This is a genomic window from Rathayibacter sp. Leaf248 (genome assembly GCF_920939495.1).
Lineage (GTDB): Bacteria > Actinomycetota > Actinomycetes > Actinomycetales > Microbacteriaceae > Rathayibacter > Rathayibacter caricis.
Genome location: NZ_CAKLAV010000002.1, coordinates 421712 through 447034 on the forward strand (window position 1 = coordinate 421712; position 25323 = coordinate 447034).

Genomic DNA, 25323 nt, shown 5'->3' on the forward strand with positions numbered 1-25323 from the left:
GGCCAGGATAGAGCACCCCTCGCGGGCAGGCGGTGCACGACGTCGTAGGGTCGACGGGTGACCGACGAGACTCCCGACGAGGCCAGAGCCCGCCGCCGCCGCGCCCTGCTCTGGGTGGTGCCGCTGCTGGTGCTCCTGCTCGGCGGCCTGCTCGCCGCGACCCTCGCGATCGGCGGCTTCGCGGCACGCTCGATGACGGGCGCTGCGGGAGCACCGACCGCCGGAGCGGCGCTCCTGCGCTGAACGCCTCGGCGCCTGCTCGAGGCCCCGCTCCGGGCTCGAATCGTCGCAGACCCGGCCTACGCCGTCGCCGCCGGCCCGTCCTCGTCCTCGGGCTGCGGCGCGCGCGAGGTCCGCGCCGCCTCCTCCGACGTGTGACCCGACTCCGGCCCCGTGGTCGTGCGTGCCTGCTCATCCGCCCGCGACACGGCCTCGGCGAGCTCGTCGGCCACGAGGTACCCGGTCGAGACCGCCTCGGCGCGGTACGCGGCGCGGCCGACCATGTGCGCCGAGACCGGCACGGTCAGCAGCTGGAACCCGATCACGAGGATGATCGTGCCGGCGGCGGCGAAGCCCGGGTTCCGGATCGCCACGGCCAGCATCACGCAGATCAGGCCGAGCACCTGCGGCTTGGTCCCCGCGTGCATCCGCGAGAGCAGGTCGTCGAAGCGCATCAATCCGATCGCCGCGACCAGCGAGAGCAGCCCGCCGGCGAGGAGCAGCACGGCGGTGAGGACGTCGAGCACGAGGTCCATGTCAGTCCTCCTCGCGGTTGGCCATGAACTTGGCGACGCTGATCGAGCCGAAGACGGCGAAGAGCGCGAGGCCGAGGGCGACGGGGAGGGTGGTGGCGTGCCGGTTGACCGCCATCTCGGCTCCGATCCCGCAGATGATCGTGGCGACCAGCACGTCCGCCGCGACCACGCGGTCGAGCACCGAGGGGCCGAGGAGGATGCGCACCAGCGCGAGCAGGCACGCGATGCCGAACACGGGCACGAGGATCCAGACGAGCCAGTCGATCATCGGAGCACCCCCGCACCCTCGCCGAGCGGCTGGTTCACGCGTGCGACGTCCTCCTTCGAGCCGATCGCGCGGACGATGCGCGCCTCGGTCCGGAGCACCGTGCGGCGCACCTCCTCGATCCGCTCGCCCTCGTCGTGGGTGACGCCGAGGACGTGCAGGTAGAGCACGTTCTGCTGCGGGTCGACGTCGATCACGAGCGAGCCCGGGACGAGCGACACCGCCTCGGTGGTCCAGACGAGCATGCCCTCGGAGCGGCTGCGCAGGTGCACCGCCACGATCGCGTTGTGCACCGGGACCGGAAGGGTGAGGATCTGCCACGACACGCGCACCGACGCGCTGGCGATGTCGAGCAGCAGGCGCAGGAGGAAGAGCAGCACGAACCACGGGTTGATGCGGTTCGAGAACTCGACGGGCGGGAGGTAGAAGACCCGGGTGATCAGCAGGGCGATCAGGAAGCCCGAGACGATCGAGAGCACAGAGACGTCGTCCCAGAGCAGCACCCAGATGCCGACGAGGGTGACGAACATCGCGACGCGGTTCCAGATGTCCACGCGGCGGCGGGGGCTCATCGGGGGCCCTCCTCTCCGAAGGACGAGTCGCGGTACACGGTGGCGATGTAGGTCGACGGGTCGGCGATCTCGGCCGCGGCGTGCTCGCTCGCGTCGTAGAGCGGACCGGCGCCGACGGTGAGCGCGATGCTCACGAGCACCATGCCGGCGGTCGCGAGCACCATCATGGGCGGCGAATGCCGGGTGCGGACGGTTCCCGTGTCGTGCGGATCCTCCTGCAGCTGGTCGATCAGCGGCGACTCGTAGCCGGGCACCTCCTCCTGGCGGCGCCAGAACGCCATGTTCCAGACGCGAGCGACGGCGTAGAGGGTGAGCAGCGAGGTGACGGCGCCGGCGGCGATGACCGCCCAGATCAGCCACGAGGGCTGGTCCGTCGCCGACTCCGTGCCGGCGACGAACAGGCCGACCTTGCCGAGGAAGCCGGTGAACGGAGGGATGCCGCCGAGGTTCATGGCGGGGATGAAGTAGAGGAGCGCCAGCAGCGGCGAGGCCTTCAGCAGCCCGCCCAGCCGCAGGATCGACGTCGTCCCTCCCACGCGCTCGATGAGCCCCGTCGCGAGGAACAGGGTGGTCTGCACCGTGATGTGGTGGATGACGTAGAAGATCGTCGCCGCGTATCCCGCCTGCGACCCGATCGCGATGCCGAAGACCATGTAGCCGATGTGCGAGACCAGCGTGAACGACAGCATGCGCTTGATGTCGGCCTGGGCGACCGCGCCGAGGATCCCGACGACGAGCGTCAACAGGGAGACCACGAGCAGGACCGCGCTGAGATCGCCGCCGGGGAACAGCAGCGTCTCGGTGCGGATCAGCGCGTAGACGCCGACCTTGGTGAGCAGGCCCGCGAACACCGCGGTGACCGGCGCGGGGGCGGTCGGGTACGAGTCGGGCAGCCAGAACGACAGCGGGAACACCGCCGCCTTGATGCCGAAGCCCAGCAGCAGCACCACGTGCAGAACGAGCTGCACGTCGGCGGGGAGCTCGGCGATGCGGATCGAGAGCTGCGCCATGTTGACCGTGCCGGTCGCTCCGTAGAGCAGGCCGATGGCCGAGAGGAAGAACACGCTCGAGACCAGGCTCACGACCACGTAGGTCGTGCCCGCCCGGATGCGCGGCGCGGTGCCGCCCAGCGTGATCAGCACGTAGCTCGCGGCCAGCAGGATCTCGAAGCCGACGTAGAGGTTGAAGAGGTCGCCCGCCACGAAGGCGTTGAGGATGCCCGCCGAGAGGATCAGGTAGGTCGGGTGGAAGATCGTGACCGGTGTCTCGCGGTTGCCGTCGACCAGGCCCTGGCCCACCGAGAACAGCAGGACGCCCAGCAGCGTGATCGAGGTGATCACGAGCATCAGCGCGGCGAGCGGATCGACGACCAGCACGATGCCCCACGGCGGCTCCCAGCCGCCCACGTAGACGGCGCTGCCGCCGTCGTCGTTCGTCAGCACGAGCACGAGCAGCACGGAGGAGATCACGAGGACCGCCGACAGCGTCACGATGTTGACGAGGATCTGGGCGCGGCGGTGGCGGCCGAGGACGAGCGCGACCGCGGCTCCCAGCAGGGGGAGGGTGACGACGAGGGGGATCAGCACGTTCATCGGTCCTCCTTCCTGTCGTCGCTCATCGAGCTCTCTCCGTGCCTGGCCGCCGTGCCCTCGTCGCTCGCCTCGAGCAGGTCGTCGAGGGCCTTGTCGTCGGCCGTGGTCTGCGCCGAGATGCCGGCGGCGTCGGCGCGCACCGACGCGTCGGTCTCGTCGTCCTCCACCTGGTCGGCGTTCGCGAGGCGCCACCGCCGGTAGATCATGGCGAGCAGGAACGCGGTGATGCCGAACGTGATCACGATCGCGGTCAGGATCAGCGCCTGGGGGAGCGGGTCGGCCATCCCCTCCGCGGTCTCCTCGTAGCTGCGGCCGTCGTTCACGAACGGAGCGAACCCCGACCGGCCCGCCATCAGCAGGATCAGGATGTTGGTCGCGTTGCCGATCAGGACGAAGCCGATCAGGATCCGGGTGAGGCTGCGCTCGAGCATCTGGTAGACGCCGGCGGCGTACATCACGGCCATCACGACCACGAGGACGAGGGTGGTGCTCATGCGCCGTCCCCCCGTCCCGGGCCGCCGACGACCGTGGATCCGGTGGGGAGCTTCGTCTCGAGCCCGTCGACCGTGCCGGCGCCGGGGCCGGGGGTGCTGTCGGTCGAGTGGGTGACGCCGTCGCCCGAGGGCGAGCCCTGCTCGGCCTCCTCGCCGTGGCGGTCGACCTCGCCGCCGAGGCTGCGGAGGATGTCGAGCGCCAGGCCGATCACGATGAGGTAGACCCCGATGTCGAAGAGGGTGGAGGTGCCCAGGTGCAGCTCGCCGAGGATCGGCACGTACAGGTCGAGCCAGCTCGACTCGAGCACCTCGAGTCCGAAGAAGAGGGAGGACACCGCGGTGCCGACGGCGAAGAGGAGCCCGAGTCCGAGCACCTTGCCCGCGTCGATCGGAGCGGCCTCGCCGAGCTCGAAGCGACCACCCGCGAGGTACCGCGCGACCAGGGCGAGGCCGGCGAGCAGGCCGCCCGCGAAGCCTCCGCCCGGGGTGTTGTGGCCGGTGAAGAGCAGGTAGACCGACACGATCATCGCGGGGTGGAACAGGAGGCGCACGAGCACCTCGAGCACGATCGAGCGGTTCTCGGGGCGGAGCGTCCGCCCGGCGACGAGCCAGGAGCCGCGATCGCCCTCGCCCGCGGACTGCTCGGACTGCGGCGCGGGGGCCGTGAGGTCGCTGGCGCGCTCGCGGCGGTCGTCGGCGCCCGGCTGCTCCAGGCGCGGGGCGCCTCCCGCCCGGCTCGAGAGGAAGATCAGGCTCGCGACTCCGGTGGCCACGACGACGAGGACCGAGATCTCGCCCATAGTGTCCCAGGCGCGGATGTCGACGAGCAGGACGTTGACGATGTTGCGGCCCTTCCCCTCCTCGTAGGCGAGGCGGGGCAGGTCGACCGAGATCGGAGTCGCGGTGCGGGCCCCGAGGGCGATGGTCGCGACGACCGCCATGACGGCTCCGACCGAGATGCCGATCACGGCGCGCAGGCGCTTGCGCATCGGCTGGTGCTTCGCGGCGATCCGGGTGGGCAGGCGGCGCAGCACGAGCACGAAGACGACCAGCGTCACCGTCTCGATGAGCGCCTGGGTCAGGGCGAGGTCGGGGGCGCCCTGGAGCGCGAAGAGCGCGACCATGCCGTAGCCCGTGGCTCCCGCCAGCAGCACGGCCGCGACGCGGTTGCGGGCGAGCGCGCAGAGGACCGCGGCGAGGATCATCACGGCGGCGACCGCCAGCTGGCCCGGGGTGTCCCAGAAGACCAGCTCATCGGGCCAGGTGCGGTTGAACGCCGCGGCACCGCCGGCTCCGACGACGAAGACCGCGAAGATCACGGTGAGGTAGCGGGGGAGCGATCCGCGCTGGACGAACTCGGTCACCGTGCTGGCGACGCGGTCGAGCCAGCGCACCGTGGCCCAGTAGCCCTCGGCCGAGTCGATGCGGTTGGGCACCTTCGACTGCAGGCGGGCGACCGCGACGCGCTTCGCGAAGAGCAGGAGGCCGATCGCGATCACGAGGGCGCTCAGCGCGAGCGCCGGCTCGAAGCCGTGCCAGAGCGCCAGGTGGTAGCCGCCGTGGTCCGACTCCTCGGCCGCCGCGACCAGCTCCGCGTCCCCGTCGGGAGCGCCGAACGGGAGGGTGTCGGCGTAGACCGCGATCAGCGGGTCGAGCACCGACGCGGCGATGCCGAACACGACGCTCGCGGCGGCCAGGAGCACCGGCGGAGCGGTGAAGGTCCACGGCTCGGCGTGCAGGTGAGTGTCCTCCAGCCCCTTCTTGCGCGCGAAGGCGCCCCAGAAGAAGCGCGCCGAGTACGCCACGGTGAGGATCGAGCCCAGGACGAGTCCGATCAGCGCCACCCAGGCCCAGGCCGAGCCCTGCTCGATCGCCGAGATCAGGCTCGTGAAGACGGCCTCCTTGGCGACGAATCCGAGCAGCGGGGGCACTCCCGCCATCGAGAGCACGCCCAGCAGCGCGGCCCCCGCGAGCACCGGCGCCCGGCGGCCGAGGCCGCTGAGCTTGCGCAGATCGCGGGTGCCCGCGCGGTGGTCGACGATGCCGACCACGAGGAAGAGGAGCGCCTTGAAGAGGGCGTGACCGACGAGCAGGGTGAGCCCGGCCAGCGCGGCGTCGCGTGAGCCGAAGCCGACCGCCACGGTCAGGAAGCCGAGCTGGCTGACGGTGCCGTAGGCGAGCACGAGCTTGAGGTCGTACTGGCGGAGCGATCGCCAGCCGCCGACGAGCATGGTCCAGACGCCGACGCTCACCACCACGGGCAGCCAGACGGAGTCGTCGGCGAACCCGGGCGCGAGGCGGGCGACGAGGTAGATGCCCGCCTTCACCATCGCGGCGGCGTGCAGGTAGGCGCTGACGGGGGTCGGCGCGGCCATGGCGGCCGGCAGCCAGAAGTGGAAGGGGACGAGTGCCGACTTCGAGAAGGCGCCGAGCAGCACCAGCACCAGGGCGGTCGAGACGATCGGGCCGGACGGCGCCGCGGCGACGATGCCCGCGAGGCTCGTGGTGTTCGACTCGACGATGAGGATCACGACGCCGACGAGCATCGCGAGACCGCCGAGCGTGGTCACGAGCAGGGCCTGGAGACCGGCTCCGCGGCTCTCCTTGCGACCGCTGTAGTGGCCGATCAGGAGGTAGGAGAGGACGCTCGTGGCCTCCCAGAAGACGAAGAGGATGATCACGTCGTCGGCGGTGACCAGCCCGTACATCACTCCGGCGAAGGCGGAGAGCAGGGCGGCGAAGCGGCCCAGCGACGGCTCGTCGCGCGAGAAGTAGGACGCGCAGTACGCCAGGACGAGGGCGCCGACTCCGCTGACCACGAGCGCCAGCACGACCGAGAGGGCGTCGAGGCGGAACGACAGCGCGATGTCGAGCGCGGGGATCCACGGCACGGTCTCGCGGATCTCGCCGCCGTCGAGGATCGTGGGGAGCGCGGTTGCGGTGGCGACGAAGGTGCCGGCGGGCACGAGCGCCAGGGCGTAGAAGGTCTTCGGGCCGAACCGGTCGACGATCCAGGGGGTCACGACGGCCAGGGCGAACGAGATCGCGAGGATGAGGAGCATCACATGTTCCTCCCAAGGCGTACCCAGCACAGTCGTACCTCCAGGGTATCCGAGGGGTGTGGCGCAGAACCTGAGTGCGGCGAGGCTTGACGGGTCACGGGGTCTCGGAGAAGCGCCGGGCTCCTGCCGCGGTGCGCCGCCGCACCGTAGCGTGGGGCCATGGCCCGCTCCCTCCTCCCCGATCAGCTCTGCCGGATCCGTGTGCACGACGTCGCCTCCGGCACGTCGACGACCGTCTTCGAGTCGCGCACTCTGCTCGTCGAAGCGCCCAACTGGTCGCCCGACGGCTCGTTCCTCGTCATCAACGGCGACGGCCTGCTGTTCCGGCTGCCGCTCGAGGGTGCCGACGCGGGCACGCTCCAGCCGGTCCCGCTCGACGGCGTGCCGGAGGAGCTCAACAACGACCATGTGCTCGCCCCTGGTGGCGGACTCTCGTACGTGTCGGCGCGCGACGGCCACCTCTACGCGGTGGCGCTCGACGGCTCGGCGCCGGCGCGGCGGCTGACGGAGGAGGCGCCCGGAGCGCGCTTCAAGCACTACCTCCACGGAGTCTCGCCCGACGGCACGCTGCTCGCCCTCATCGGCGGTGGCGAGGACGCCTCCGGCCGCTGGGTCACGAACGTGTACACGATGCCCGCCGAGGGAGGCCCGCTCACCGCGCTGACCGCCGACGAGCACCCCGACGACGGGGTCGACTTCGACGAGACCGGCGACGTCCTCTACTTCAACTCCGAGCGCGGTGGCGGAGGTCGGGCCCAGCTGTTCCGGATGCGCCTCGACGGCTCCGAGCTCGAGCGCGTCGTCGAGTCCGCCACCGTCGACTGGTTCCCGCACGTCTCTCCCGACGGAGCGCTCCTGCTCTCGCTCGCGTACCCGGACGGCACTGCAGGCCACCCGGAGAACCTCCCGGTGGAGCTGCGCCTGCTGGACCTCGCGGGCCGGCCCGCCGGATCCGTCGAGCCCGGCCGCGTGGTGGAGCGGCTCTTCGGCGGGCAGGGCACGATCAACGTCGCCGGCTGGGCTCCCGACTCGTCCCGCTTCGCCTACGCCGACTACCCGCTGCCCGAGCACCTCTGAGAGCGGAGCGGGCTCGGCGCCTGAGTGCTTGCTCCACATGCGCCGGAGGGGGAGTGAGCGCCCCGCACCCAGCGGGTTGAATCGGATCATGACGATCGACAGCGCCCCCACCGCCCACGACTCCTCCACCCGCGCACCGCTCGGCGACTCCGGCATCGAGGTCTTCCCGCTCTCGCTCGGCGGCAACGTCTTCGGCTGGACCGCGGGACGCCAGACCTCCTTCGACGTCCTCGACGGCTACGTGGCCGCGGGCGGGAACTTCATCGACACCGCCGACTCCTACTCGGCGTGGGTCCCCGGCAACAAGGGCGGCGAGTCCGAGACGATCGTCGGCGAGTGGCTGAGCCGCCGCTCGGACCGCGACGACGTGGTCGTCGCGACGAAGGTCAGCCGCCACCCCGAGTTCCCGGGCCTCGCCCCCGACACCGTGCGCGCCGCCGCCCGCGCCTCGCTCGAGCGCCTGCGCACCGACCGCATCGACCTCTACTACGCCCACTTCGACGACGACGCGGTCGAGATGGAGGACATCGCCCGCGTCTTCTCGGAGCTCGTCGACGAGGGCCTGGTGCGCGCGATCGGCGTCTCGAACTTCAGCGCCGAGCGCATCGCGGAGTGGCTCCGCATCGCTGCGGCGGAGGGACTGCACGCGCCTGTCGCCCTGCAGCCGCACTACAACCTCGTCGAGCGCGGCATCGAGGCCGACCTGCTGCCGCTCGCCCGCGAGCACGGCCTGGCGGCCGTCCCCTACTACGCCCTCGCCTCCGGGTTCCTGACCGGCAAGTACCGCGACGGCACGACGTCCGACTCGCCCCGTGCCTCCGGAGCCGCGCAGTACCTCGACGACCGCGGTCGCCGGGTGCTCGGCGCGCTGGACGCGGTGGCGGAGGGGCACGGAGTCGAGGTCGCGACGGTCGCGCTGGCCTGGCTCCGCTCGCAGCCCGGAGTCGTCGCGCCGATCGCCAGCGCCCGCGTGATGGAGCAGCTCCCCGCCCTGGTCGCCTCCGCGAGCCTCGTCCTCGGCGAGGCCGAGCTCGCCTCCCTCGACGCGGCGAGCCGCTCCTAGGCGGGCGGGTCTCGAGACGCGCCTGCGGCGCTCCTCGACCAGCGAGCTCGACCACCCCACCCGCGGTCACCGCCCCTCCAGCGAGGTGCTATTGTCTAACGGTGCCAAATCGCGGGCACGCCCCGAGAGGGGCAGGCCCCCCGGGGCCGGAGCCCGCAGGTGCGCCCCCTTAGCTCATTGGTAGAGCACTTCCTTGGTAAGGAAGAGGTAGTGGGTCCGATTCCCACAGGGGGCTCCGTTCCCCGCAGGTCGAGCCTGCGAAGAACGCGCGGCGGGGTAGCTCAGGTGGTTAGAGCACACGGCTCATAATCGTGGTGTCGCGGGTTCAAGTCCCGCTCCCGCTACGTTCCGGAAGAACCCCGGCTCCTCGAGAGCCGGGGTTCTTCTGCTTCCAGGCCGCGCCGTCAGACCGCGCAGCCCGCGAAGAGCACGTCGTCCGAGGCGACCAGGTCCTCCAGCCGCAGCAGCCGCTCCAGGTCGTGACCGGCCGCCAGCGCGTTCGCCTGCTCGAGGTCCGTCTGCGGCGCGAGCCGCCCCTCCATGACACCGCCCAGCGCGCGCACGGCGCACGCCGCGACGACGCCCTCCGGCGTCCCCCCGATGCCGAGAACCAGATCGACCGCGCCGTCGGGGTCGGCCGCCTCGATCGCGACAGACACGTCGCCTTCGCCGCGCAGCGACAGCGCGACTCCGACGCCGCGCAGCTCGGCGATCAGGGCGACGTGCCGCGGCTTGTCGAGCACCGCGACCACGAGCTCCTCCACCGGCCTGCCCAGTGCCTCCGCCAGCGCCCGCGCGTTGTCGCCGGGGGAGCGGTCGAGCGAGACGACTCCGGCGCCGGCCGCCGAGCAGACGAGCTTGTCCATGTAGAAGACGTCGCGCGGATCGAAGAGCGCGCCCCGCGGCGCCAGCGCGATCACGCAGACCGACCCGGGCAGCCCCTCGGCGGTCAGTCGTGTGCCGTCGAGCGGATCGACGGCCACGTCGCACGAGGGGGAGGTCGCGCGGCCGAGGCGCTCGCCGTTCGCGAGCATCGGCGCCTCGTCCTTCTCGCCCTCACCGATCACCACGACTCCGTCGAACGGAGCGTCGGCCAGCACCTCGCGCATCGCCGCGACGGCGGCGGCGTCGGCCGCCTCCTTGTCACCGCGTCCGTGCCAGGCCCTGGCCGCTTCCGCCGCCGCCCGCACACTGTCGGCGATCGCGTAGCGCAGCTCCAGGGAGTAGGCGTCCGACGCGATCAGCCGCACGTCGCTCATGCGCGAGCCGGCTGCGCCGTCGCGGTGCGCACGAGGCGCTCGAGCGTGCGCAGCCCGTCCGAGGACAGCACCGACTCCAGGTGGCCCTGCACCGACGCGACGTGCTCGCCGCGGAGCGCGTCGACCACTCCGCTGACCGGGTCGCCCGACACCTCGAGATCGAGCAGCGGGGTGCGCTCGACACCCGATCCCGCCACCGACGAGAAGGTGTTGTAGAAGCCGATCGCCGCCTCCTCGCCGAAGACGTCGACGGCGAGGCGCACGCCCTGCCGCGGAGCAGGCAGAGGCTCGACCGGCAGTCCGGCGAGCAGCGAGAGCATCTGGTGGCTGAGGCAGACGGCGAGCATCGGCCGCTCCGACTCGAGCCGCTCGGTCATCAGCTCCCGGAGTCGCGCGATGCGCGGCTCGGACCCGTCGCGCGGATCGCCGGGGCCGGGCCCGAACACCACGAGGTCGTCCGTGAGCACGTCCTCCACGCTCGACCAGCGCTCGACCCGGGCATCCATGCCGAGGTGCCGCAGCTGGTGCGCGAGCATCGTCGTGAACTGGTCCTCGTTGTCCACGATCAGTGCGGTGTGGCCGTCGAGCCCGGCGATGTGCTCGGGCGCCTGGGGCCGGAGCCAGAACGACGCTAGGCGCTCGTTGCGCGCCTCGAGCGCCTCGGCGACTCCGGGCTGCGCGTTGAGGTCGACGGCCGGCGGGACCGCCCGGCCCGGCAGGAGCCCGAGCGCCGACAGCACGCCCGACGCCTTGGCGCGCGTCTCGGCGACCTCCCCCTCCGGGGTCGAGTGGCGCACGAGGGTCGCGCCCGCGGGCACGGTGAGGCGCCCGTCGGGGCGGAGGTAGGCGGTGCGGATCAGGATCGGGGCGTCGACGGTGTAGCCGTGCTCCTCGGGCTCGAAGAGGGCGAGGACCCCGGAGTAGTAGCCGCGCGGCTCCTTCTCGTACTCGGCGATGACGGCGCAGGCGTTCTCCATCGGAGAGCCGGTGACGGTGGGCGCGAACATCGTCAGGCGCAGCACCTCGCGGACGTCGAGGTCGGTGCGCCCCTCGAGGAGGTACTCGGTGTGGCTGAGCCGCGACATCTGCTTGAGGAAGGGACCCAGGATGCGGCCGCCGTTCGGGCAGACCGCGCTCATCATCTTCATCTCCTCGTCCACGACCATGAAGAGCTCCTCGCTCTCCTTCACGTCGGCGAGGAACGCGAGCACCTCCTCGCCCGTGGGCCCGGCGGCCGGGTGGCGGAACGTGCCGCTGATGGGGTTCATCATCGCGACGCCGTCGCGCACCGAGACGTGCCGCTCGGGGGTCGCTCCGACCGCGGTCACGGTCTGGGCGCCGTCGACGCCGGGCGTGTGGATCGCGAAGGTCCAGTAGGCGCCCGACTCGTCGGTCAGCAGCCGGCGGAACCAGGCCAGCACCGCCTCGACCGGGGGAGCGTCGGTGTGGGCGACGAACGCGCGGTTGATGACGAAGTTCGCGCCCTCCCCACGGCCGATCTCGTTCTCGATCACGCGGCGCACGATGTCGGCGTACTCCTCGTCGGGCACGTCGAACCCGCGCTCCTCGACGGGGATCTCGCGCTCGGGCAGCAGGCGGAGCACGTCGTCCAGGGGCACGCTCTCGCGCTCGCGGACGATCAGGTTGCGCAGCGGCGCTCCGTCGTCCTTCGCGGCGAACCCGCGCTCGCGCACCTGTCGGTAGGGGACGAGGGTGAGGACGTCCTCGCCGTTCAGCGGGATGTCGGCGAGCCCCTCGACGTCGACGACGTCGCCGGTGAAGACGTCCACCTCGGACCGGCCCTGCCGGAGCACGACGGCGAACGGCAGCGATCCGTCGGAGGAGAGGATGCGGGAGAGGAGCGAGGTCATCGTGGTCCTTGGTTCGGGGTGTCCCTCACCCGGGCCCTGACATGCAGAACGACCGCCCGGATGAGGCGGTCGTGTGCGAGGGGTTCGCGCGTCGGTCCGCCTAGGAGGCGGGCCACCAGGGGCTTCGGGTCGACGTGCGCACGGGGGGAGTCTAGGGGACGCCCGCCCGGGCGGCCAAGCGGATCAGGGGGTCCCGGACGCGGCGACGCGCTCGGTCGTCTCGCCCCGGAGCGTGCGCAGGAGGAGCGTCGCCCCCGCGGTCGCAGCGGGGGTGGCGATGACCGCGCCGCCCGGGACGAGGAACGCGAGATAGACGGCGATCCCGAAGCCGAGCGACACGGCCCGGCGCTCGCCGAGGAGCCGTCGCCGTTCGCCGAGAGCCATGCCGCGTGCGTCGCCCGCGAAGCCCGTCAGCTCGAGGGCGAGCGCGCGACCGCCGACGAGGGCTCCCGCCACGAGGCCGATCACCTGGCCGACGATCGGGATCACGCCCAGCAGCACCAGCACGATCCCGATGCCCAGCGACGTCGCGATGAGCACGGCGGAGTCTCGGAGCGAGCGGGCCAGCCCGGCCCAGAACCCGGATTCCCGCTCGTCCGGCACGCCGCCGAGCTCGTCCTCGACACCGCGCCAGATCCGCTCGTAGAACGGATCGCCCACCAGCAGGGTGACCGCCGCGAACACGACGACCCCGAGGGCGACGAGGGCGCCGACCGCCGCGATCGAGATCGCCAGTCGGGCGTTCGACGCCCAGGTGTCGCTCCAGTCGTCGGCGAACGGGGTCAGCGCGGCGACGACGTCGCCCACGCGGGTCACGACGAGCACGAGCAGGCCGAGGAACACGAGGCCCACGATCAGCGGAGGGATCGCCCCCAGCAGCATCGCGCGGGGCGAGCGCACCCACGTGCCGAAGCCGCGGAGGAAGAGGCGGGCGCCGAGGGCGAGTTCGCGCAGGACCGTCATGCCCCGATCCTCGCAGCCCGATGCGACCGCTGTCAGACCCGCGCGAACGGAGCGAGCAGGCCCGACATCGCTTTCGGGCGCGGTGCGGCGAACTCGTCGCGCCGCGAGGTCGTGACGCCCATCGCCACGAGGCCTTCGACGAGGCGGACGGCTGCCGCGACTCCGTCGATCACCGGTACCCCCAGCTCGCTCGAGAGTTCGCGGCAGAAGTCGGCCATGCCGGCGCAGCCCAGCACGATCACGTCCGAGCCGTCGGCGGCCAGGGCGGCGGCGCACTCCTCGAGGACCACCCGGCGGGCGTCCGAGCCCGGGTCGTCGAGCTCGAGCACCGGGATGTCGCAGGCGTGCACGCCGGCGCACGCCTCCCCGAAGCCCGCTCGTCGGGCGATGTCCCACGCGCGACCGCTGGTCCGCGACAGCGTGGTCACCACGCTGAAGCGGCGGCCCACCAGGGTGGCCGTGTGCATCGCGGCCTCGGCGATGCCGACGACCGGGCCGCGCGCGATCTCGCGGGCGGCGTCCACTCCGGGATCCCCGAAGCACGCCACCACGAAGCCGTCGCTGCCCGCCGCGTCAGCCCGGACGATCTCGTGCAGCAGCCCGGGCACCGCCAGCGCCTCGTCGTAGTGGCTCTCGATCGAGGCGGGCCCCATCGGAGGCGTCACCGCCGTGATCTCGGTGCCGATCGAGGCGACGGAGCGGGCGGCCCGGCCGATCGCCTCCGTCATCCGCTCGCTGGTGTTCGGGTTGACGACGGTGATGCGCATGGCGTTCCTCGGGGACGTGGCGGGTGCGGGGAGGGCGGCCGCCCGGAGCGAGCGGCCACCCGCGCGGATCAGGCGGCGCTGCCGTCGCTGACGTTCTCGAGGTCCTCCTCGAGTCGGCCGATCCGCGGTGCGCGGCGCTCGAGCAGGGCCATGGCGACGAAGCCGAGTCCGCAGCCCAGGAACCAGCTGTAGTCGCCGAGCCAGGTGAAGGAGGGGCCGCCCGCCTCCGCGATCCAGCGGGGCACGAGCACCGAGGCGACCGACGGCACTCCGCCGATGACGGTGGCCCACACCGCGTTGGGGTTGAACCCCTTCGAGAACCAGTACCGTCCCGTCTCGCTCATCGTGTAGAGGTCGTCGACCCACACTCGCTGGCGGCTGATCAGGTAGTAGCCGGCGATGAGCACGCCGAACAGCGGACCGATGAGGGCGCCCAGGATCCCGAGCGTGTAGTGGATGGCGGTGTCGTTCGAGTACCAGTTCCACGGGGTCAGCAGCACCGAGCCGACGGCGGCGATCATGCCGCCCATCCGCCAGCTGATCTTCTTCGGGTTGACGTTCGAGAAGTCGAACGCGGGCGAGATGAAGTTGGCGACGATGTTGATGCCGATCGTCGCGATGACGAAGGTCAGCCCGCCGAGCAGCACCGCGAACCAGGTGTCGATCCGCTCGACCGTCTCGATCGGGTCGGTGATGAGCTCGCCGAAGACCGGCACCGTCGCGGACGCGGTGATGACGGTGAGGAGGGAGAAGAAGAGGAAGTTGATCGGCAGCCCGAGCAGGTTCCCCTTCTTCACCGCGCCGTAGCTGCGGGCGTAGCGCGAGAAGTCGCCGAAGTTGAGCATCGGCCCCGAGAAGTAGGAGACGACGAGCGCGACGGCCGAGATCATGACGGGCAGCGAGGCGGCGAAGTCGAGGACCTCGCCCGAGCCGAGGTTCAGCGAGATGTTCTCCCAGCCCGCCTGCGACACGAGGTAGACGGCCAGGACCAGCATCACCACGTAGACGGCGGGTCCGGCCCAGTCGATGAAGCGGCGGATCGACTCCATGCCCCGCCAGAACAGCGCGGCCTGGGCGACCCAGAGGATCGCGTACGAGAGGTAGCCCAGCGCGGACAGCCCGAGGAAGGACGCCTCCGGAGTGTTCCAGGCGGCGAGGTCGGGGAAGAACTTGAGGAACACGATGTTCAGCGACTGCGCCGCGAGGTAGGTCTGGACGCCGTACCAGGCGATCGCGATGAGGCCGCGGATGATCGCGGGGATGTTCGCCCCGCGGATGCCGAAGATCGCCCGGTTGATGACGGGGTAGGGCACGCCGGTGATCTGGCTCGGCTTGGCGACGAGGTTGCAGAAGATCTGCACGATGACGATGCCGACGACGAGTGCGACGAGGACCTGCCAGCCTGCGAGGCCGAGCGCGAAGAGGGATCCGGCGGTGACGTAGCCGCCGACGCTGTGCACGTCCGACATCCAGAACGCGAAGATGTTGTAGCTCGACCAGCGCTGCTTCACCAGCGGAGCGAGGTCCTCGTTCGCCAAGCGGTCGTCGTAGCCGGGCTTGATCAGCGCGGCGCCGGCCGGGAGCTCGGGGGCGGCGGGTGGGACGGCGGGCAGGTCGGTGCGGGGTGCTGTGGCGCGGTCGGTCATGGAGGATCCACCTCTCGGGCGGCCGGGCGCGGGCCCGGCTCGGATCGGATGTGTCAGGGTGGTCGTGGTGGCGGACCGAGGCGGTCGGCCGTCCCCGCGGAGTGCGTGAGGCGCTGTTCGTGGAGTCCGGTTCTGTGAAGCAGTGGCTTCACAGCATGTGAACCTATTGCTTGACACGCCCCGGCTCGTTTCGGGTCCGTTACGGGTGTGTGACGATCGCCGAAGGAGGGCCGCCCGATGCTCACCGAGGACTCGACTCCCGATGCCGGTGCCCCCGAGAGCCCGGTCGAGATCGCCGCGGGGGCGCTCGCCGCAGGCGTCGACCGCGAGCGCCTCGGTGCGCGCCTGCGCGAGCTGCGGCTCGCCTCCGGCATGTCGCTGCGCGCCCTCGCCCGGGAGCTCGGGATCTCGGCGAGCGCGGTCTCGCAGATCGAGCGCGGCTCGATGCAGCCCTCGGTCGGCCGCCTGATCGCCGTGGTCGGCGCGCTCGGGGTGCCGCTGTCGGCGGTCTTCGACGAGCCGGCGCCCCCGTCGGTCGCCACGGCGGTCGTGCGCGCGGGCGACGTCGCTCCGGTGACTCTCGACGGCGGCGTGCTGTTCCGTCGGCTCGCGCCCCGCCCGGTCGAGGCGGTCGACTTCTTCGAGTCGACCTACCCGCCGGGGTCGACCTCGACCGCGCATCGCCAGTTCCTGCGGCACGACGGCTTCGAGGTCGGCACGGTGACGCTCGGCGAGCTCACGGTGGAGTTCGAGGACGAGACCGTCGTGCTGGCGGCCGGCGATGCGATCACGTTCCCCTGCGAGCGTCCGCACCGCATGGTGAACCGCGGGGCGTCGACGGCCGTCGCGACCTGGCTGATCGTGCACCGCTGACCCGCCCGGCGCCGTCGTGCGCGGAACCACCTGGGTATGGGAGAGTGGCGTCGCTCCTCCACAGAGGGGGAGGGGTCGGAGGCTGTCCACACCCGCGACGGGACGCGGTCGAGGGCCCTCCTCGATGTCGGTGCCGACTGGTGTGCTGTGCGCCTCGAGCGATTGGTGCGGAACATGGACGGACGACAGAACGGCGGGCGCGACCACGGGTGCCCGATGTGGTGCGCGGGCGAGCACGACGAGGTGGGAGGGCGGGCGCGGCGGCTGCACCGCTCCGAGGCGCGCAGCGTGCCGGTCGTGCGCTGGCGGCCCGAGGTCTCCGCCGACGAGCCCGAGGCGCTCGTCGTGCACGTCTCGGTCTGCCGCCCGGGGGACGACGGCGAGGAGCGGCTCCGGATCGAGTCCGACGCGCTCGGAGCGCTCGATCTCGATCTCAGCGGAGCGGCCCGCCTCGTCCGGGCGGTCGAGCGGGCGCTCCTGCTACGAGGAGTCGCGGGATGAGACGCGGGGAGGATTCGGCGGGAGCAGGTCCGCCAGCTCGACGTCCAGCGCCTCGCAGAGCGCGAAGAGGGTCTTCAGCTGCGGGTTCGCGGGGGAGCCGGGCTTCGACTCCCCCTTCTCGAACTTCTGGTAGGTGTAGCCCGCGAGTCCGGCGGCGTGGGCGATGCGCTCCTGGCTCTCGTTCTTGGCCATGCGCGCGCGGTGGAGGTTGGTGCCGAGCTCGCGGGCGTACTCGGCCCAGTCGCGCTCGGGGAGGGGTGTCGACATGCTGGCCAGCTTCCGAGAAGAACGCGCGCGGGTCACCCATACGCGCATGGGAAATTGCGGATGGTCATACGCGCGTGCCACCCGGGCGAGGGGAGACCGCCACCGCGAGAAGGGCACCGCGTACACTGTCCGGGTGCCCGTGAACCCCGAACTGACCGGCCGCGCCTTCGCGCCCACCGCCGTCTACCAGGTGGGTCGAGAGAAGGTCCGCGAATTCGCGCGCGCCGTGCTCGCCACCTCTCCGCTCCACCACGACCCCGAGGCCGCGCGCCGCGCCGGGTACGCCGACGTGATCGCGCCGCCGACCTTCGCCGTCGTGCTGCAGGAGCTCACCGTCTCGCAGGTGCTGGCCGAGCCCGACTCCGGTATCGACTTCAGCCGGGTCGTCCACGGCGACCAGCGCTTCGTGCACTCCCGCCCCATCGTCGCCGGCGACGAGCTCGTGGCCGTGCTGAGCGTCTCGAGCGTCAAGCAGCTCGGTCCGCACTCCATGGTGACGATGGAGTCCGCCGTCACCGACAGCGACGGCGCGCACGTCGTCACCGCTGTGTCCACCCTCGTCGTCAGGGGAGACGAATGAGCACCGAGTCCGCCGCCGTGCCCACCGGGGAGCCGCTCGCGCCGCTCCCCGTCCTCGCCGAGCTCCAGCAGGGCCAGGTCCTCGCCGAGCGCCGTCTGCACTTCGAACGCGACACCCTCGTGCGCTACGCGGGTGCGTCGGGCGACTTCAACCCGATCCACTACCGCGACGACGTCGCCGCCGAGGTCGGGCTCCCCGGCGTCCTCGCGCACGGGATGCTCACCATGGGCACCGCGGTCCAGGTCGTCGTCGACTGGGTCGGCGATGCCGGCCGCATCCTCGACTACCAGGTCCGCTTCACCCGCCCCGTCGTCGTCGACCCCCGCGAGGGCGCCGACGTCGACGTGGTCGCCAAGGTCGGAGCGATCGACGCCGAGGCCGGCTGGGTCCGGGTCGATCTGGTGGTCTCGGTCGCCGGTCAGGCCGTGCTGGGCAAGGCCCAGGCGCGCGTCCGGCTCGTCTGACCCGGTGCCGATGACGCCGCCGTCCCTCTCCACGCTGACCACGCTGCGCGTCGGCGGCGCTCCCGAGCGCTACTTCGAGCCCGCCACCGCGACCGAGCTGGTCTCGGTGCTGCAGGAGCTGTGGGCCGACGACGAGCCGTGGCTGCTGCTGGGAGGCGGGTCGAACCTCCTCATCGGCGACGACGGAGTCGAGGGCGCGGTCGTCCGCGTCCGCACGACGGGAGTCGAGCGGCTGCACTCGGATCGGCCCGGCTCCGTGCACCTGCGCGTGCAGGCGGGCGAGTCGTGGGACGGACTGGTCGCGACCACCGTCCGGAACGGCTGGACCGGACTGGAGGCCCTCAGCGGGATCCCCGGAACCGTCGGAGCCTCGCCCGTGCAGAACATCGGCGCCTACGGCCAGGAGCTCAGCGACACGCTCGTCGCTGTCGACTTCCTCGACGAGGGCGCGCGCGAGCCCGTGCGCCTCACTGCGGCCGAGCTCGAGCTCGGCTACCGCACGTCGGTGCTCAAGCAGGGCCGCCGCGGCGCGGTCCTCGCCGTCGAGTTCGCCCTCGAGGAGACGGAGGGGGTCGGCGCCCCGATCGCGTACGCGCAGCTCGCCTCGGCGCTCGGCGTCGAGCTCGGCGACCGGGTCCCCGTCGACCGCGTGCGCGAGACCGTGCTCCGGCTGCGCTCCTCCAAGGGCATGGTGCTCGACGCCGACGACCCCGACACCGCCAGCGCGGGGTCCTTCTTCACGAACCCGATCGTCACGAGCGCCGCCGCCGCCGGGCTGCCGCCCACCGCACCGCGCTGGCCGGTCGAGCCGGCCGCCGAGGCCGACGTCGTCACTCCGCTCGACGCCGTCGCCGCGGGCGCGCCGATCGGTCTGCCCGCGCCCTCGGCGCCCGACGCCCTCGTCAAGCTCAGCGCAGCGTGGCTCATCGAGCACTCCGGAGTCTCGCGCGGGTTCGCCCTGCCCGGCTCGCGAGCGGCTGTGTCGAGCAAGCACACCCTCGCGCTGACCAACCGCGGCGGCGCGCGCGCCGAGGAGGTCGCGGAGCTCGCCCGCTACGTCCAGGGCCGCGTGCTCTCGGAGTTCGGCGTGCTGCTGCACCCCGAGCCCGTGGTCGTCGGCACCACGGTCTGAGGCGGCGCGGCCGTCCCCTGCTGGTCGAGCAGCCGCGGAGCGGCGCATCGAGACCCGCGATGTCCGGCGGGGGTGGATCTCGAGACGCGGCCTGCGGCCGCTACTCGATCAGCGAGGCCGGTCAGGCGTCGCGGCGGATCCAGCGGAACGTCAGGCGGCTCGCGAGGAGCCCGAGGACGAGCCAGACGCCGAGCACGATCGCCACGCCGCCGAGATCCCAGGCGCCGTCGACCTCGAGCTGCTCGAAGTCGGCGGGGAGGAACACGGCGCGCATGCCCTGCGCGATCCACTTCAGCGGGAACACGCTCGCGATGTTCTGCAGCCAGTCGGGCAGCGTGGTGAACGACAGGTACGAGCCCGAGATGAACTGCAGGACCAGCAGCGGCGGCACGATCACCGCGGTCGCGCTCTTGCCGGACCGGGGGAGCGCCGAGACCGCGATGCCGAGGATCGCGGAGGTCGCGACTCCGGCGAGGTAGATCCACGTGAAGGTCGCCCAGCGCCCGCCGTCGGTCGGGAGCTCGACCGAGAAGGCCGTGGCGGCGACCACCAGCAGGAGCGCCGTCTGCGCGACGCTCGTGACCAGCACCTGGCCGAACTTGCCGAGGAAGTAGCTCAGCACGGGCAGCGGAGCGCCGGCGAGGCGCTTCAGGGTGCCGTCGCTCCGCTCCACCGCGATGTCGACGCCGAGGTTCTGCACGCCCGAGAGCAGGATGCCCGCGGCGACCAGCCCGGGCACGTAGTACTCGGCCATGGTGATGCCCGGATCCTGCGGGTCCGCCTGCATGATCGCGTTCTCGCCGAACGCGACCGAGAAGATCGTGAGCAGCAGCACCGGGAAGAGGAAGGTGAAGAACACCTGGTCGGGCGCCCGGAAGTAGGAGCGGACCTCGTAGCGGGCGCGGGCGGCGCCGAGGCGCAGGGTGCGGCCCGGTCCGGTGCGCAGGCGGGTGCGGGGCCGGGCCTGGGTGATCGCGCTCATGCCGGCTCTCCGATCATGTCGAGGGCGATGCCGCCGTCGCTCGCCCGGTCGTCCCGGATGAGGTCGAGGTAGATGTCCTCGAGGCTGGGCCGCTGGACCTCGAGCGCCGGCGGCTCGCCGAGACGCGCCGAGAGCTCGGCGACGAAGCGGGTCGGCTCGCTCGTGCGGACCCGGTGGAGCACGCCGGCCTCCTCCCACTGCACGATGGGCACTCGCGCTTCGTCGCCGCCGATTTCGCCGATCGGGCCGATGGCCAGGAGCCGTCCGCCCGCGATGACCGCGGCCCGGTCGCCGAGACGGGCGGCCTCGTCGAGGTAGTGGGTGGTGAGGAGGATCGTGGTGCCCTCGCTCTTCAGGAGCGCGACGAGCTCCCAGAACGAGTGCCGCGCCTCCGGGTCGAAGCCCGTGGTGGGCTCGTCGAGGAACACCAGTTCGGGACGCCCGATGATGCCCAGGGCGACGTCGACCCTGCGGCGCTGACCGCCCGAGAGCTTGCCGATGCGCGAGCGCGCCTTCGAGGTGAGTCCGACGGCCTCGATGGTCTCGTCGACGTCGCGCGGACGCGGGTAGAGGCCGGCGAAGTGCGCGATCTGCTCGCGGACCGTCGCGTTGCCTGACTCTCCGCTGGACTGCAGCACGATGCCGAGCCGGGACTTCCAGGCGAGGTCGCCGTGGCGCGGGTCGACTCCGAGCACCGAGGCCTCGCCGCCGGAGCGGTCGCGGTAGCCCTCGAGGATCTCGATCGTCGTCGACTTGCCTGCGCCGTTGGGCCCCAGGAGGGCGAACGTCTCTCCGCGGTGGATGTCGAACGAGATGCCGGTCAGTGCGGGCGCGCCACCGTAGTCCTTCCGCAGATCTCGGACTCGGACTGCTGCGTCAGGGCTCATCGCACCAGCGTGCCCTGTCCCGGCCCCCATTGACAGCTCTGCACCCTTTTCGCCACCCCCTCTTGCGATTTCCCCCCTCGTCCCCCACGACCGCACCCGCCAGCGACAGGATGCTCGCCATCGACCGCGTCGCCTCGACCGACGCTCCCTCCACCGAGTGCAGTCCCCGCAATGGCGCCGGCACAGCCCCGTCGACCTTCCCCGAACGACAGAAGAAGCGGCCACCGGCTCGCCGGCACGGCCGAGCCGAACCTCCTCCGACGTCAGGAGAAGCGGCCACCGGCTCGCCGGCACGGCCGAGCCGAACCGGCGATCCGCGTGCGAGCGGATCGCCGTAGGCGGACGCTGGACGCCCTGCAGATCGCGACCACCTCGCGAGCCGACCGCGGCCGATCGACGACGGAGGAGGAGAGAGGCAGGAAGCTCAGCCGAACAGCTTCTGCAACCGCCGCACGCCCTCGAGCAGTGCGTCGTCGCCGAGTGCGTAGGAGAGGCGCAGGTATCCGCTCGGGCCGAAGGCCTCTCCGGGGACGGTGGCGACCTCGGCCTTCTCGAGGATCAGGTCGGCCAGCTCGAGGGAGGTGGTCGGCGTGACGCCGTCCCACTCGCGGTTCAGCAGGCCCCGGACGTCGGGGTAGACGTAGAACGCGCCGCCCGGGGTGGGGCAGTCGACGCCGTCGATCGCGTTCAGCTCGGCGACGATGGTGCGGCGGCGGCGGTCGAACGCGAGACGCATCTCCTCGGCCGGCTCCTGCGGACCCGTCAGGGCGGCGATGGCGGCGCGCTGCGAGATGTTGGAGACGTTGCTCGAGAGGTGCGACTGCAGGTTCGAGGCGCCCGAGATCGCGTCGGCGGGGCCGACCATCCATCCCACACGCCAGCCGGTCATCGCGTAGGTCTTCGCGACTCCGTTGACGAGGATCGTGCGGTCGCGCAGCTCCGGAACGGCCTCGACGATGGAGGTCGCCCGCTCGAGGGGACCGGCGTCGTCCTGGCCGTCGACGGCGTAGACGAGGTTCTGGTAGATCTCGTCCGCGATGACCCAGAGGCCGTGCTCCTGCGCCCACTCGCCGATGGCGCGGGTCTGCTCGGCCGAGTAGACCGCTCCGGTGGGGTTCGACGGCGAGACGAACAGGAGGACCTTGGTGCGCTCGGTGCGCGCCTCCTCGAGCTGCTCGACCGTGACGAGGTAGCCCTGGTCGGCTCCGGCGAAGACGTCGACCTGCACGCCGCCGGCGAGCTTGATCGCCTCGGGGTAGGTGGTCCAGTAGGGGGTCGGCACGAGGACCTCGTCGCCGTCGTCGAGGAGGGTCTGGAACGCCTGGTAGACGGCCTGCTTGCCGCCGTTGGTCACGACGACCTGCGACGCCTCGACGGCCCATCCGGAGTCGCGCGCCGTCTTCTCGGCGATCGCGGCGCGGAGATCCGGCAGGCCCGCCGCCGGGGTGTAGCGGTAGTTCTTCGGGTCGAGCACGGCGGCCGACGCGGCCTCGACGATGTGCTCGGGAGTGAGGAAGTCCGGCTCTCCCGCCGCGTAGGAGATGACGGGGCGCCCCTGCGCCTGGAGGGCCTTGGCCTTCGCGTCGACCTTGAGGGTCGCGGACTCGGCGATGGCGGAGATTCGGGCGGAGACGCGCGTGGGAGCAGACACGAGCGCCAGCGTATCCTCTGCGCGCGCGAGGCCGCATCCGAGCGCCGGGGCCCGGCTGGACACTCCTGGCGGGTCCACGTACACTCTTCCGAGGTAGTCGAACTCTGCCACTCTTCACCGCGCCCGACAGGGCTGCGACGGGTGTTGGAGGGTTCGGTTCCTCCTCGGATGCCCGCAACGGCATCCATAGGGCGGTGGCTCAATTGGTAGAGCAGCGGTCTCCAAAACCGCAGGTTGCAGGTTCGAGCCCTGTCCGCCCTGCACATCGATGCCCGTCGCACGCGGTCCCCGCGATGCAGCGGACATCGGTCCAGGGTCGCCCGATGGGCGGCCGGCCACACCGGAGGTTCCGGTGCGGGAAAGGTGCGTGCAGGTGGCCGGGAAAGCAGTCGACGAGCCGAGCGAGGACGTCGTCGCGATCGCGAATCAGCAGCGTGCGGCGCGGCGCAATCCGTTCGCGCGGATCGCCCTCTTCATCCGGCAGGTCATCGCCGAGCTGAAGAAGGTCGTGACGCCGACCAGGAAAGAACTCGGCAACTACGTCGTGGTGGTCCTGATCTTCGTCGTCATCATGATGGCGCTGGTGTCGTTCCTCGACTGGGTGTTCGCGCTGGCCGTCACGTACGTCTTCGGCACACCGGGCGCCTGACCCGGCGGCGTCCCGATCCGCTCAGCGGGGGACGCCGGCCACAGCGGGACGCGCCCTCGGGGCGCCGACCGCATCGATCGAGAGAGAGTTGTGACGAGTGTCTGACAGAAACCGCGACGACGTCGACTGGTCGACGGCTGCCGAGCAGTCGTCGGAGGTCGAGGAGACGCAGGAGGGCGGCACCCTCACGCAGGCGGAGGACTCCGTCGAGCCCGCCGAGGAGGGCGCCCTGAGCGTCATCGACGAGAACGAGTCCGAGGAGGACCTCGCGTCCGACCTCGAGGCCGCGCTCGACGCCATCGGGTCGGTCGACGACCCCGATGCCGACCGCGCCGTCGACGAGGCCGCGCACATCGACACCGTCGAGGAGGCCGAAGCGGCCCTCGAGGCCGTCGAGGACGAGGCCGAGGTCGCCGCCGAGGACGCGGAGGCCGCCGGCGAGGACCTCGCCGACATCGACCCCTACGAGGCGTTCCGCACGGAGCTCCGCGGCAAGCCCGGCAAGTGGTACGTCATCCACTCCTACGCCGGCTTCGAGAAGCGCGTGAAGTCGAACATCGAGAACCGCAAGGTCTCGCTCGAGGCCGAGGACTACATCTTCGAGGTCCAGGTCCCGATGGAGGACGTGGTCGAGATCAAGAACGGCCAGCGCAAGATGGTCACGCGCGTGCGCATCCCCGGCTACGTGCTGGTGCGCATGGACCTCAACGAGGACTCGTGGTCGGTCGTCCGCCACACCCCGGGTGTCACCGGCTTCGTGGGCAACGCCCACAACCCGACTCCGCTGCGCTTCGAGGAGGCCTTCACGATGCTGAAGAGCCTCGTCGAGATCAAGGACGTCGCCCCCTCGAAGGCGCCCGGCGCGAAGGGCCAGAAGCAGGCGCAGCGCGTGCTGCCCGCCGAGGTCGACTTCGAGATCGGCGAGACCATCACCATCAAGGAGGGCTCGTTCGCCGGGCTCCCCGGCTCCATCAGCGAGATCAAGCCCGAGAGCGGCAAGCTCACGGTGCTCGTGTCGCTGTTCGAGCGCGAGACCCCCGTCGAGCTGTCGTTCGACCAGGTCACCAAGCTCTGACGTCCCGACGTCCCGACGTCCCGACGTCCCGACGTCGCGACGACGCCCTCTCCGCTGCTGCGGAGGGGGCGTTCGCCGTTCCGGGGGTGCTCCTCGGCGCGGGTGCCGGTGCGATCTGCAGGGGATCCCGGCGAAGAAGCGCTTTCCTCCGCCTCGCAGGCGCGGGCCGGCCCGATTCCCCTGCAGACGGTGCGGATGCCTGCAGATGGTGCGCGTGCCTGCAGATGGTGCGCATGCCTGCAGAAGATGCGGGGCCCGCGGATCCGCCCTGTCGGGAGTGGCGAGAGCCGTGTAAGCTCGTACGGGTTTTCGTGTCGGCGCCCGTTCGCGTGCGCGCCGGCCGACCCTCCTCCACCGCGATCCGACTCCGTCGGGTGCGCGGGAGAGCGGCCGGGAACCCCCGACCACTCGAACCCTGAGAAAAGGAATCAGAATGGCCCCCAAGAAGAAGGTCACCGGCCTGATCAAGCTCCAGATCAAGGCCGGCGCGGCGAACCCCGCGCCCCCGATCGGTCCGGCGCTCGGTCAGCACGGCGTCAACATCATGGAGTTCTGCAAGGCGTACAACGCGCAGACCGAGTCGCAGCGCGGCAACGTCATCCCCGTCGAGATCACTGTCTACGAGGACCGCTCGTTCACCTTCATCCTGAAGACCCCGCCCGCCGCGGAGCTCATCAAGAAGGCCGCCGGCGTCGCCAAGGGCTCCTCGACCCCGCACACCGTGAAGGTCGCGAAGCTCACCCAGGCGCAGGTCCGCGAGATCGCCGAGGCGAAGCAGGTCGACCTGAACGCCAACGACATCGACGCCGCCGCGAAGATCATCGCCGGCACCGCTCGCTCGATGGGCATCACGGTCGAGGGCTAGTCCTCGCCCTT

The 25323-nt window shown here is 71.6% G+C and carries 26 protein-coding genes and 3 tRNA genes; 14 read left to right on the plus strand and 15 right to left on the minus strand.

Annotated elements, in window-relative coordinates:
• Positions 1–57 precede the first annotated feature (57 nt).
• Positions 58–243: a hypothetical protein gene (locus LRG51_RS15000; RefSeq protein ID WP_230673431.1), complete on the plus strand. Its 186-nt coding sequence runs from the start codon at positions 58–60 to the stop codon at positions 241–243.
• Between the two features lie 56 nt (positions 244–299).
• Here LRG51_RS15000 and mnhG read toward each other — a convergent pair whose 3' ends face one another.
• From mnhG to LRG51_RS15030, 6 genes are read right to left on the minus strand one after another with little or no spacing between them, the layout of a single operon-like run.
• A complete protein-coding gene (mnhG, locus tag LRG51_RS15005) occupies positions 300–755 on the minus strand; it encodes a monovalent cation/H(+) antiporter subunit G (RefSeq protein ID WP_082481217.1) in 456 nt (151 codons plus the stop codon).
• A 1-nt stretch (position 756) separates the two neighbouring features.
• Positions 757–1023 (minus strand): monovalent cation/H+ antiporter complex subunit F, encoded by a 267-nt coding sequence (locus tag LRG51_RS15010; RefSeq protein WP_230673433.1) that lies wholly within the window; start codon positions 1021–1023, stop codon positions 757–759.
• Positions 1020–1592 carry a Na+/H+ antiporter subunit E gene (locus LRG51_RS15015; protein ID WP_107573420.1) on the minus strand — a complete coding sequence of 191 codons (573 nt, stop codon included), beginning with the start codon at positions 1590–1592 and terminating at the stop codon, positions 1020–1022. The genes LRG51_RS15010 and LRG51_RS15015 overlap by 4 nt, the downstream gene beginning before the upstream one ends.
• Entirely contained in the window at positions 1589–3184 is a 1596-nt protein-coding gene (locus tag LRG51_RS15020; protein ID WP_230673435.1) for a Na+/H+ antiporter subunit D, read from the minus strand. Before LRG51_RS15020 ends, LRG51_RS15015 begins: the two co-directional genes overlap by 4 nt.
• Positions 3181–3678, minus strand: coding sequence for a Na(+)/H(+) antiporter subunit C (locus LRG51_RS15025; protein ID WP_055790568.1), 498 nt, complete (start codon positions 3676–3678; stop codon positions 3181–3183). Before LRG51_RS15025 ends, LRG51_RS15020 begins: the two co-directional genes overlap by 4 nt.
• Positions 3675–6740: a Na+/H+ antiporter subunit A gene (locus LRG51_RS15030; protein ID WP_055790571.1), complete on the minus strand. Its 3066-nt coding sequence runs from the start codon at positions 6738–6740 to the stop codon at positions 3675–3677. The genes LRG51_RS15025 and LRG51_RS15030 overlap by 4 nt, the downstream gene beginning before the upstream one ends.
• Before the next feature lie 159 nt (positions 6741–6899).
• On the opposite strand from LRG51_RS15030, the gene LRG51_RS15035 reads away from it, so the two are divergent.
• From LRG51_RS15035 to LRG51_RS15050, 4 genes are all read left to right on the plus strand, one after another.
• Positions 6900–7817: a TolB family protein gene (locus LRG51_RS15035; RefSeq protein WP_230673437.1), complete on the plus strand. Its 918-nt coding sequence runs from the start codon at positions 6900–6902 to the stop codon at positions 7815–7817.
• An 88-nt stretch (positions 7818–7905) separates the two neighbouring features.
• Positions 7906–8880 carry an aldo/keto reductase gene (locus LRG51_RS15040; RefSeq protein ID WP_230673439.1) on the plus strand — a complete coding sequence of 325 codons (975 nt, stop codon included), beginning with the start codon at positions 7906–7908 and terminating at the stop codon, positions 8878–8880.
• Between the two features lie 163 nt (positions 8881–9043).
• Positions 9044–9115, plus strand: a tRNA-Thr gene (locus LRG51_RS15045).
• A 35-nt stretch (positions 9116–9150) separates the two neighbouring features.
• A tRNA-Met gene (locus tag LRG51_RS15050) sits at positions 9151–9224 on the plus strand.
• A 60-nt stretch (positions 9225–9284) separates the two neighbouring features.
• On the opposite strand, the gene LRG51_RS15055 is transcribed toward LRG51_RS15050, so the two are convergent.
• From LRG51_RS15055 to LRG51_RS15075, 5 genes are all read right to left on the minus strand, one after another.
• Positions 9285–10139: a fructose-bisphosphatase class II family protein gene (locus tag LRG51_RS15055; RefSeq protein WP_055790580.1), complete on the minus strand. Its 855-nt coding sequence runs from the start codon at positions 10137–10139 to the stop codon at positions 9285–9287.
• On the minus strand, positions 10136–12010 hold the full coding sequence (locus tag LRG51_RS15060) for an anthranilate synthase family protein (protein WP_055790583.1): 1875 nt from the start codon (positions 12008–12010) through the stop codon (positions 10136–10138). Before LRG51_RS15060 ends, LRG51_RS15055 begins: the two co-directional genes overlap by 4 nt.
• Positions 12011–12193: 183 nt before the next feature.
• A complete protein-coding gene (locus LRG51_RS15065; protein ID WP_055790586.1) occupies positions 12194–12973 on the minus strand; it encodes an EI24 domain-containing protein in 780 nt (259 codons plus the stop codon).
• 32 nt (positions 12974–13005) lie between these two features.
• On the minus strand, positions 13006–13740 hold the full coding sequence (locus tag LRG51_RS15070) for an aspartate/glutamate racemase family protein (protein ID WP_055790588.1): 735 nt from the start codon (positions 13738–13740) through the stop codon (positions 13006–13008).
• A 68-nt stretch (positions 13741–13808) separates the two neighbouring features.
• On the minus strand, positions 13809–15386 hold the full coding sequence (locus tag LRG51_RS15075) for an NCS1 family nucleobase:cation symporter-1 (protein WP_055790591.1): 1578 nt from the start codon (positions 15384–15386) through the stop codon (positions 13809–13811).
• Between the two features lie 237 nt (positions 15387–15623).
• On the opposite strand from LRG51_RS15075, the gene LRG51_RS15080 reads away from it, so the two are divergent.
• Together LRG51_RS15080 and LRG51_RS15085 are read left to right on the plus strand one after the other, a co-directional pair.
• The gene (locus LRG51_RS15080; protein ID WP_107573407.1) at positions 15624–16259 is read left to right on the plus strand and encodes a helix-turn-helix domain-containing protein; all 636 of its coding nucleotides are present in this window, start codon (positions 15624–15626) and stop codon (positions 16257–16259) included.
• A 174-nt stretch (positions 16260–16433) separates the two neighbouring features.
• Positions 16434–16760 (plus strand): DUF6907 domain-containing protein, encoded by a 327-nt coding sequence (locus tag LRG51_RS15085; protein ID WP_157603136.1) that lies wholly within the window; start codon positions 16434–16436, stop codon positions 16758–16760.
• Here LRG51_RS15085 and LRG51_RS15090 read toward each other — a convergent pair.
• The gene (locus tag LRG51_RS15090; protein WP_055790599.1) at positions 16740–17027 is read right to left on the minus strand and encodes a helix-turn-helix domain-containing protein; all 288 of its coding nucleotides are present in this window, start codon (positions 17025–17027) and stop codon (positions 16740–16742) included. The genes LRG51_RS15085 and LRG51_RS15090 overlap by 21 nt on opposite strands.
• A 133-nt stretch (positions 17028–17160) precedes the next feature.
• Here LRG51_RS15090 and LRG51_RS15095 point away from each other — a divergent pair, with 133 nt between their 5' ends.
• Genes LRG51_RS15095 through LRG51_RS15105 form a run of 3 tightly spaced genes read left to right on the plus strand, consistent with a single transcriptional unit; the run spans position 17161 to position 19203 of the window.
• Positions 17161–17607, plus strand: coding sequence for an FAS1-like dehydratase domain-containing protein (locus tag LRG51_RS15095; RefSeq protein ID WP_082481220.1), 447 nt, complete (start codon positions 17161–17163; stop codon positions 17605–17607).
• Entirely contained in the window at positions 17604–18071 is a 468-nt protein-coding gene (locus LRG51_RS15100; RefSeq protein ID WP_082481223.1) for a MaoC/PaaZ C-terminal domain-containing protein, read from the plus strand. Before LRG51_RS15095 ends, LRG51_RS15100 begins: the two co-directional genes overlap by 4 nt.
• Before the next feature lie 10 nt (positions 18072–18081).
• Positions 18082–19203, plus strand: coding sequence for a UDP-N-acetylmuramate dehydrogenase (locus LRG51_RS15105; RefSeq protein WP_211315536.1), 1122 nt, complete (start codon positions 18082–18084; stop codon positions 19201–19203).
• Between the two features lie 121 nt (positions 19204–19324).
• Here the strand turns inward: LRG51_RS15105 and LRG51_RS15110 are convergent, their stop codons facing one another.
• The 3 genes from LRG51_RS15110 to LRG51_RS15120 all read right to left on the minus strand — a co-directional run bounded on the left by LRG51_RS15110 (position 19325) and on the right by LRG51_RS15120 (position 22723).
• Entirely contained in the window at positions 19325–20185 is an 861-nt protein-coding gene (locus LRG51_RS15110; protein ID WP_055790605.1) for an ABC transporter permease, read from the minus strand.
• On the minus strand, positions 20182–21072 hold the full coding sequence (locus LRG51_RS15115; protein ID WP_055790608.1) for an ABC transporter ATP-binding protein: 891 nt from the start codon (positions 21070–21072) through the stop codon (positions 20182–20184). Before LRG51_RS15115 ends, LRG51_RS15110 begins: the two co-directional genes overlap by 4 nt.
• A gap of 424 nt (positions 21073–21496) precedes the next feature.
• Entirely contained in the window at positions 21497–22723 is a 1227-nt protein-coding gene (locus LRG51_RS15120) for a pyridoxal phosphate-dependent aminotransferase (RefSeq protein WP_055790611.1), read from the minus strand.
• Between the two features lie 188 nt (positions 22724–22911).
• On the opposite strand from LRG51_RS15120, the gene LRG51_RS15125 reads away from it, so the two are divergent.
• The 4 genes from LRG51_RS15125 to rplK all read left to right on the plus strand — a co-directional run bounded on the left by LRG51_RS15125 (position 22912) and on the right by rplK (position 25312).
• A tRNA-Trp gene (locus LRG51_RS15125) sits at positions 22912–22984 on the plus strand.
• Between the two features lie 112 nt (positions 22985–23096).
• Complete coding sequence (gene secE / locus LRG51_RS15130; RefSeq protein WP_055790614.1) at positions 23097–23372, plus strand: preprotein translocase subunit SecE; 276 nt, start codon at positions 23097–23099, stop codon at positions 23370–23372.
• 97 nt (positions 23373–23469) lie between these two features.
• A complete protein-coding gene (nusG, locus tag LRG51_RS15135; RefSeq protein ID WP_055790617.1) occupies positions 23470–24447 on the plus strand; it encodes a transcription termination/antitermination protein NusG in 978 nt (325 codons plus the stop codon).
• Positions 24448–24880: 433 nt separating this feature from the next.
• The gene (gene rplK / locus LRG51_RS15140) at positions 24881–25312 is read left to right on the plus strand and encodes a 50S ribosomal protein L11 (protein ID WP_055790620.1); all 432 of its coding nucleotides are present in this window, start codon (positions 24881–24883) and stop codon (positions 25310–25312) included.
• Positions 25313–25323 lie beyond the last annotated feature (11 nt).

What these genes read in the sequence shown, in the direction of transcription:
- mnhG (WP_082481217.1), bottom strand. Translation starts at nt 755, where the DNA reads ATGGACCTCGTGCTCGACGTCCTCACCGCCGTGCTGCTCCTCGCCGGC.
- LRG51_RS15010 (WP_230673433.1), bottom strand. Translation starts at nt 1,023, where the DNA reads ATGATCGACTGGCTCGTCTGGATCCTCGTGCCCGTGTTCGGCATCGCG.
- LRG51_RS15015 (WP_107573420.1), bottom strand. Translation starts at nt 1,592, where the DNA reads ATGAGCCCCCGCCGCCGCGTGGACATCTGGAACCGCGTCGCGATGTTC.
- LRG51_RS15020 (WP_230673435.1), bottom strand. Translation starts at nt 3,184, where the DNA reads ATGAACGTGCTGATCCCCCTCGTCGTCACCCTCCCCCTGCTGGGAGCC.
- LRG51_RS15025 (WP_055790568.1), bottom strand. Translation starts at nt 3,678, where the DNA reads ATGAGCACCACCCTCGTCCTCGTGGTCGTGATGGCCGTGATGTACGCC.
- LRG51_RS15030 (WP_055790571.1), bottom strand. Translation starts at nt 6,740, where the DNA reads ATGCTCCTCATCCTCGCGATCTCGTTCGCCCTGGCCGTCGTGACCCCC.
- LRG51_RS15035 (WP_230673437.1), top strand. Translation starts at nt 6,900, where the DNA reads ATGGCCCGCTCCCTCCTCCCCGATCAGCTCTGCCGGATCCGTGTGCAC.
- LRG51_RS15040 (WP_230673439.1), top strand. Translation starts at nt 7,906, where the DNA reads ATGACGATCGACAGCGCCCCCACCGCCCACGACTCCTCCACCCGCGCA.
- LRG51_RS15055 (WP_055790580.1), bottom strand. Translation starts at nt 10,139, where the DNA reads ATGAGCGACGTGCGGCTGATCGCGTCGGACGCCTACTCCCTGGAGCTG.
- LRG51_RS15060 (WP_055790583.1), bottom strand. Translation starts at nt 12,010, where the DNA reads ATGACCTCGCTCCTCTCCCGCATCCTCTCCTCCGACGGATCGCTGCCG.
- LRG51_RS15065 (WP_055790586.1), bottom strand. Translation starts at nt 12,973, where the DNA reads ATGACGGTCCTGCGCGAACTCGCCCTCGGCGCCCGCCTCTTCCTCCGC.
- LRG51_RS15070 (WP_055790588.1), bottom strand. Translation starts at nt 13,740, where the DNA reads ATGCGCATCACCGTCGTCAACCCGAACACCAGCGAGCGGATGACGGAG.
- LRG51_RS15075 (WP_055790591.1), bottom strand. Translation starts at nt 15,386, where the DNA reads ATGACCGACCGCGCCACAGCACCCCGCACCGACCTGCCCGCCGTCCCA.
- LRG51_RS15080 (WP_107573407.1), top strand. Translation starts at nt 15,624, where the DNA reads ATGCTCACCGAGGACTCGACTCCCGATGCCGGTGCCCCCGAGAGCCCG.
- LRG51_RS15085 (WP_157603136.1), top strand. Translation starts at nt 16,434, where the DNA reads ATGGACGGACGACAGAACGGCGGGCGCGACCACGGGTGCCCGATGTGG.
- LRG51_RS15090 (WP_055790599.1), bottom strand. Translation starts at nt 17,027, where the DNA reads ATGTCGACACCCCTCCCCGAGCGCGACTGGGCCGAGTACGCCCGCGAG.
- LRG51_RS15100 (WP_082481223.1), top strand. Translation starts at nt 17,604, where the DNA reads ATGAGCACCGAGTCCGCCGCCGTGCCCACCGGGGAGCCGCTCGCGCCG.
- LRG51_RS15105 (WP_211315536.1), top strand. Translation starts at nt 18,082, where the DNA reads ATGACGCCGCCGTCCCTCTCCACGCTGACCACGCTGCGCGTCGGCGGC.
- LRG51_RS15110 (WP_055790605.1), bottom strand. Translation starts at nt 20,185, where the DNA reads ATGAGCGCGATCACCCAGGCCCGGCCCCGCACCCGCCTGCGCACCGGA.
- LRG51_RS15115 (WP_055790608.1), bottom strand. Translation starts at nt 21,072, where the DNA reads ATGAGCCCTGACGCAGCAGTCCGAGTCCGAGATCTGCGGAAGGACTAC.
- rplK (WP_055790620.1), top strand. Translation starts at nt 24,881, where the DNA reads ATGGCCCCCAAGAAGAAGGTCACCGGCCTGATCAAGCTCCAGATCAAG.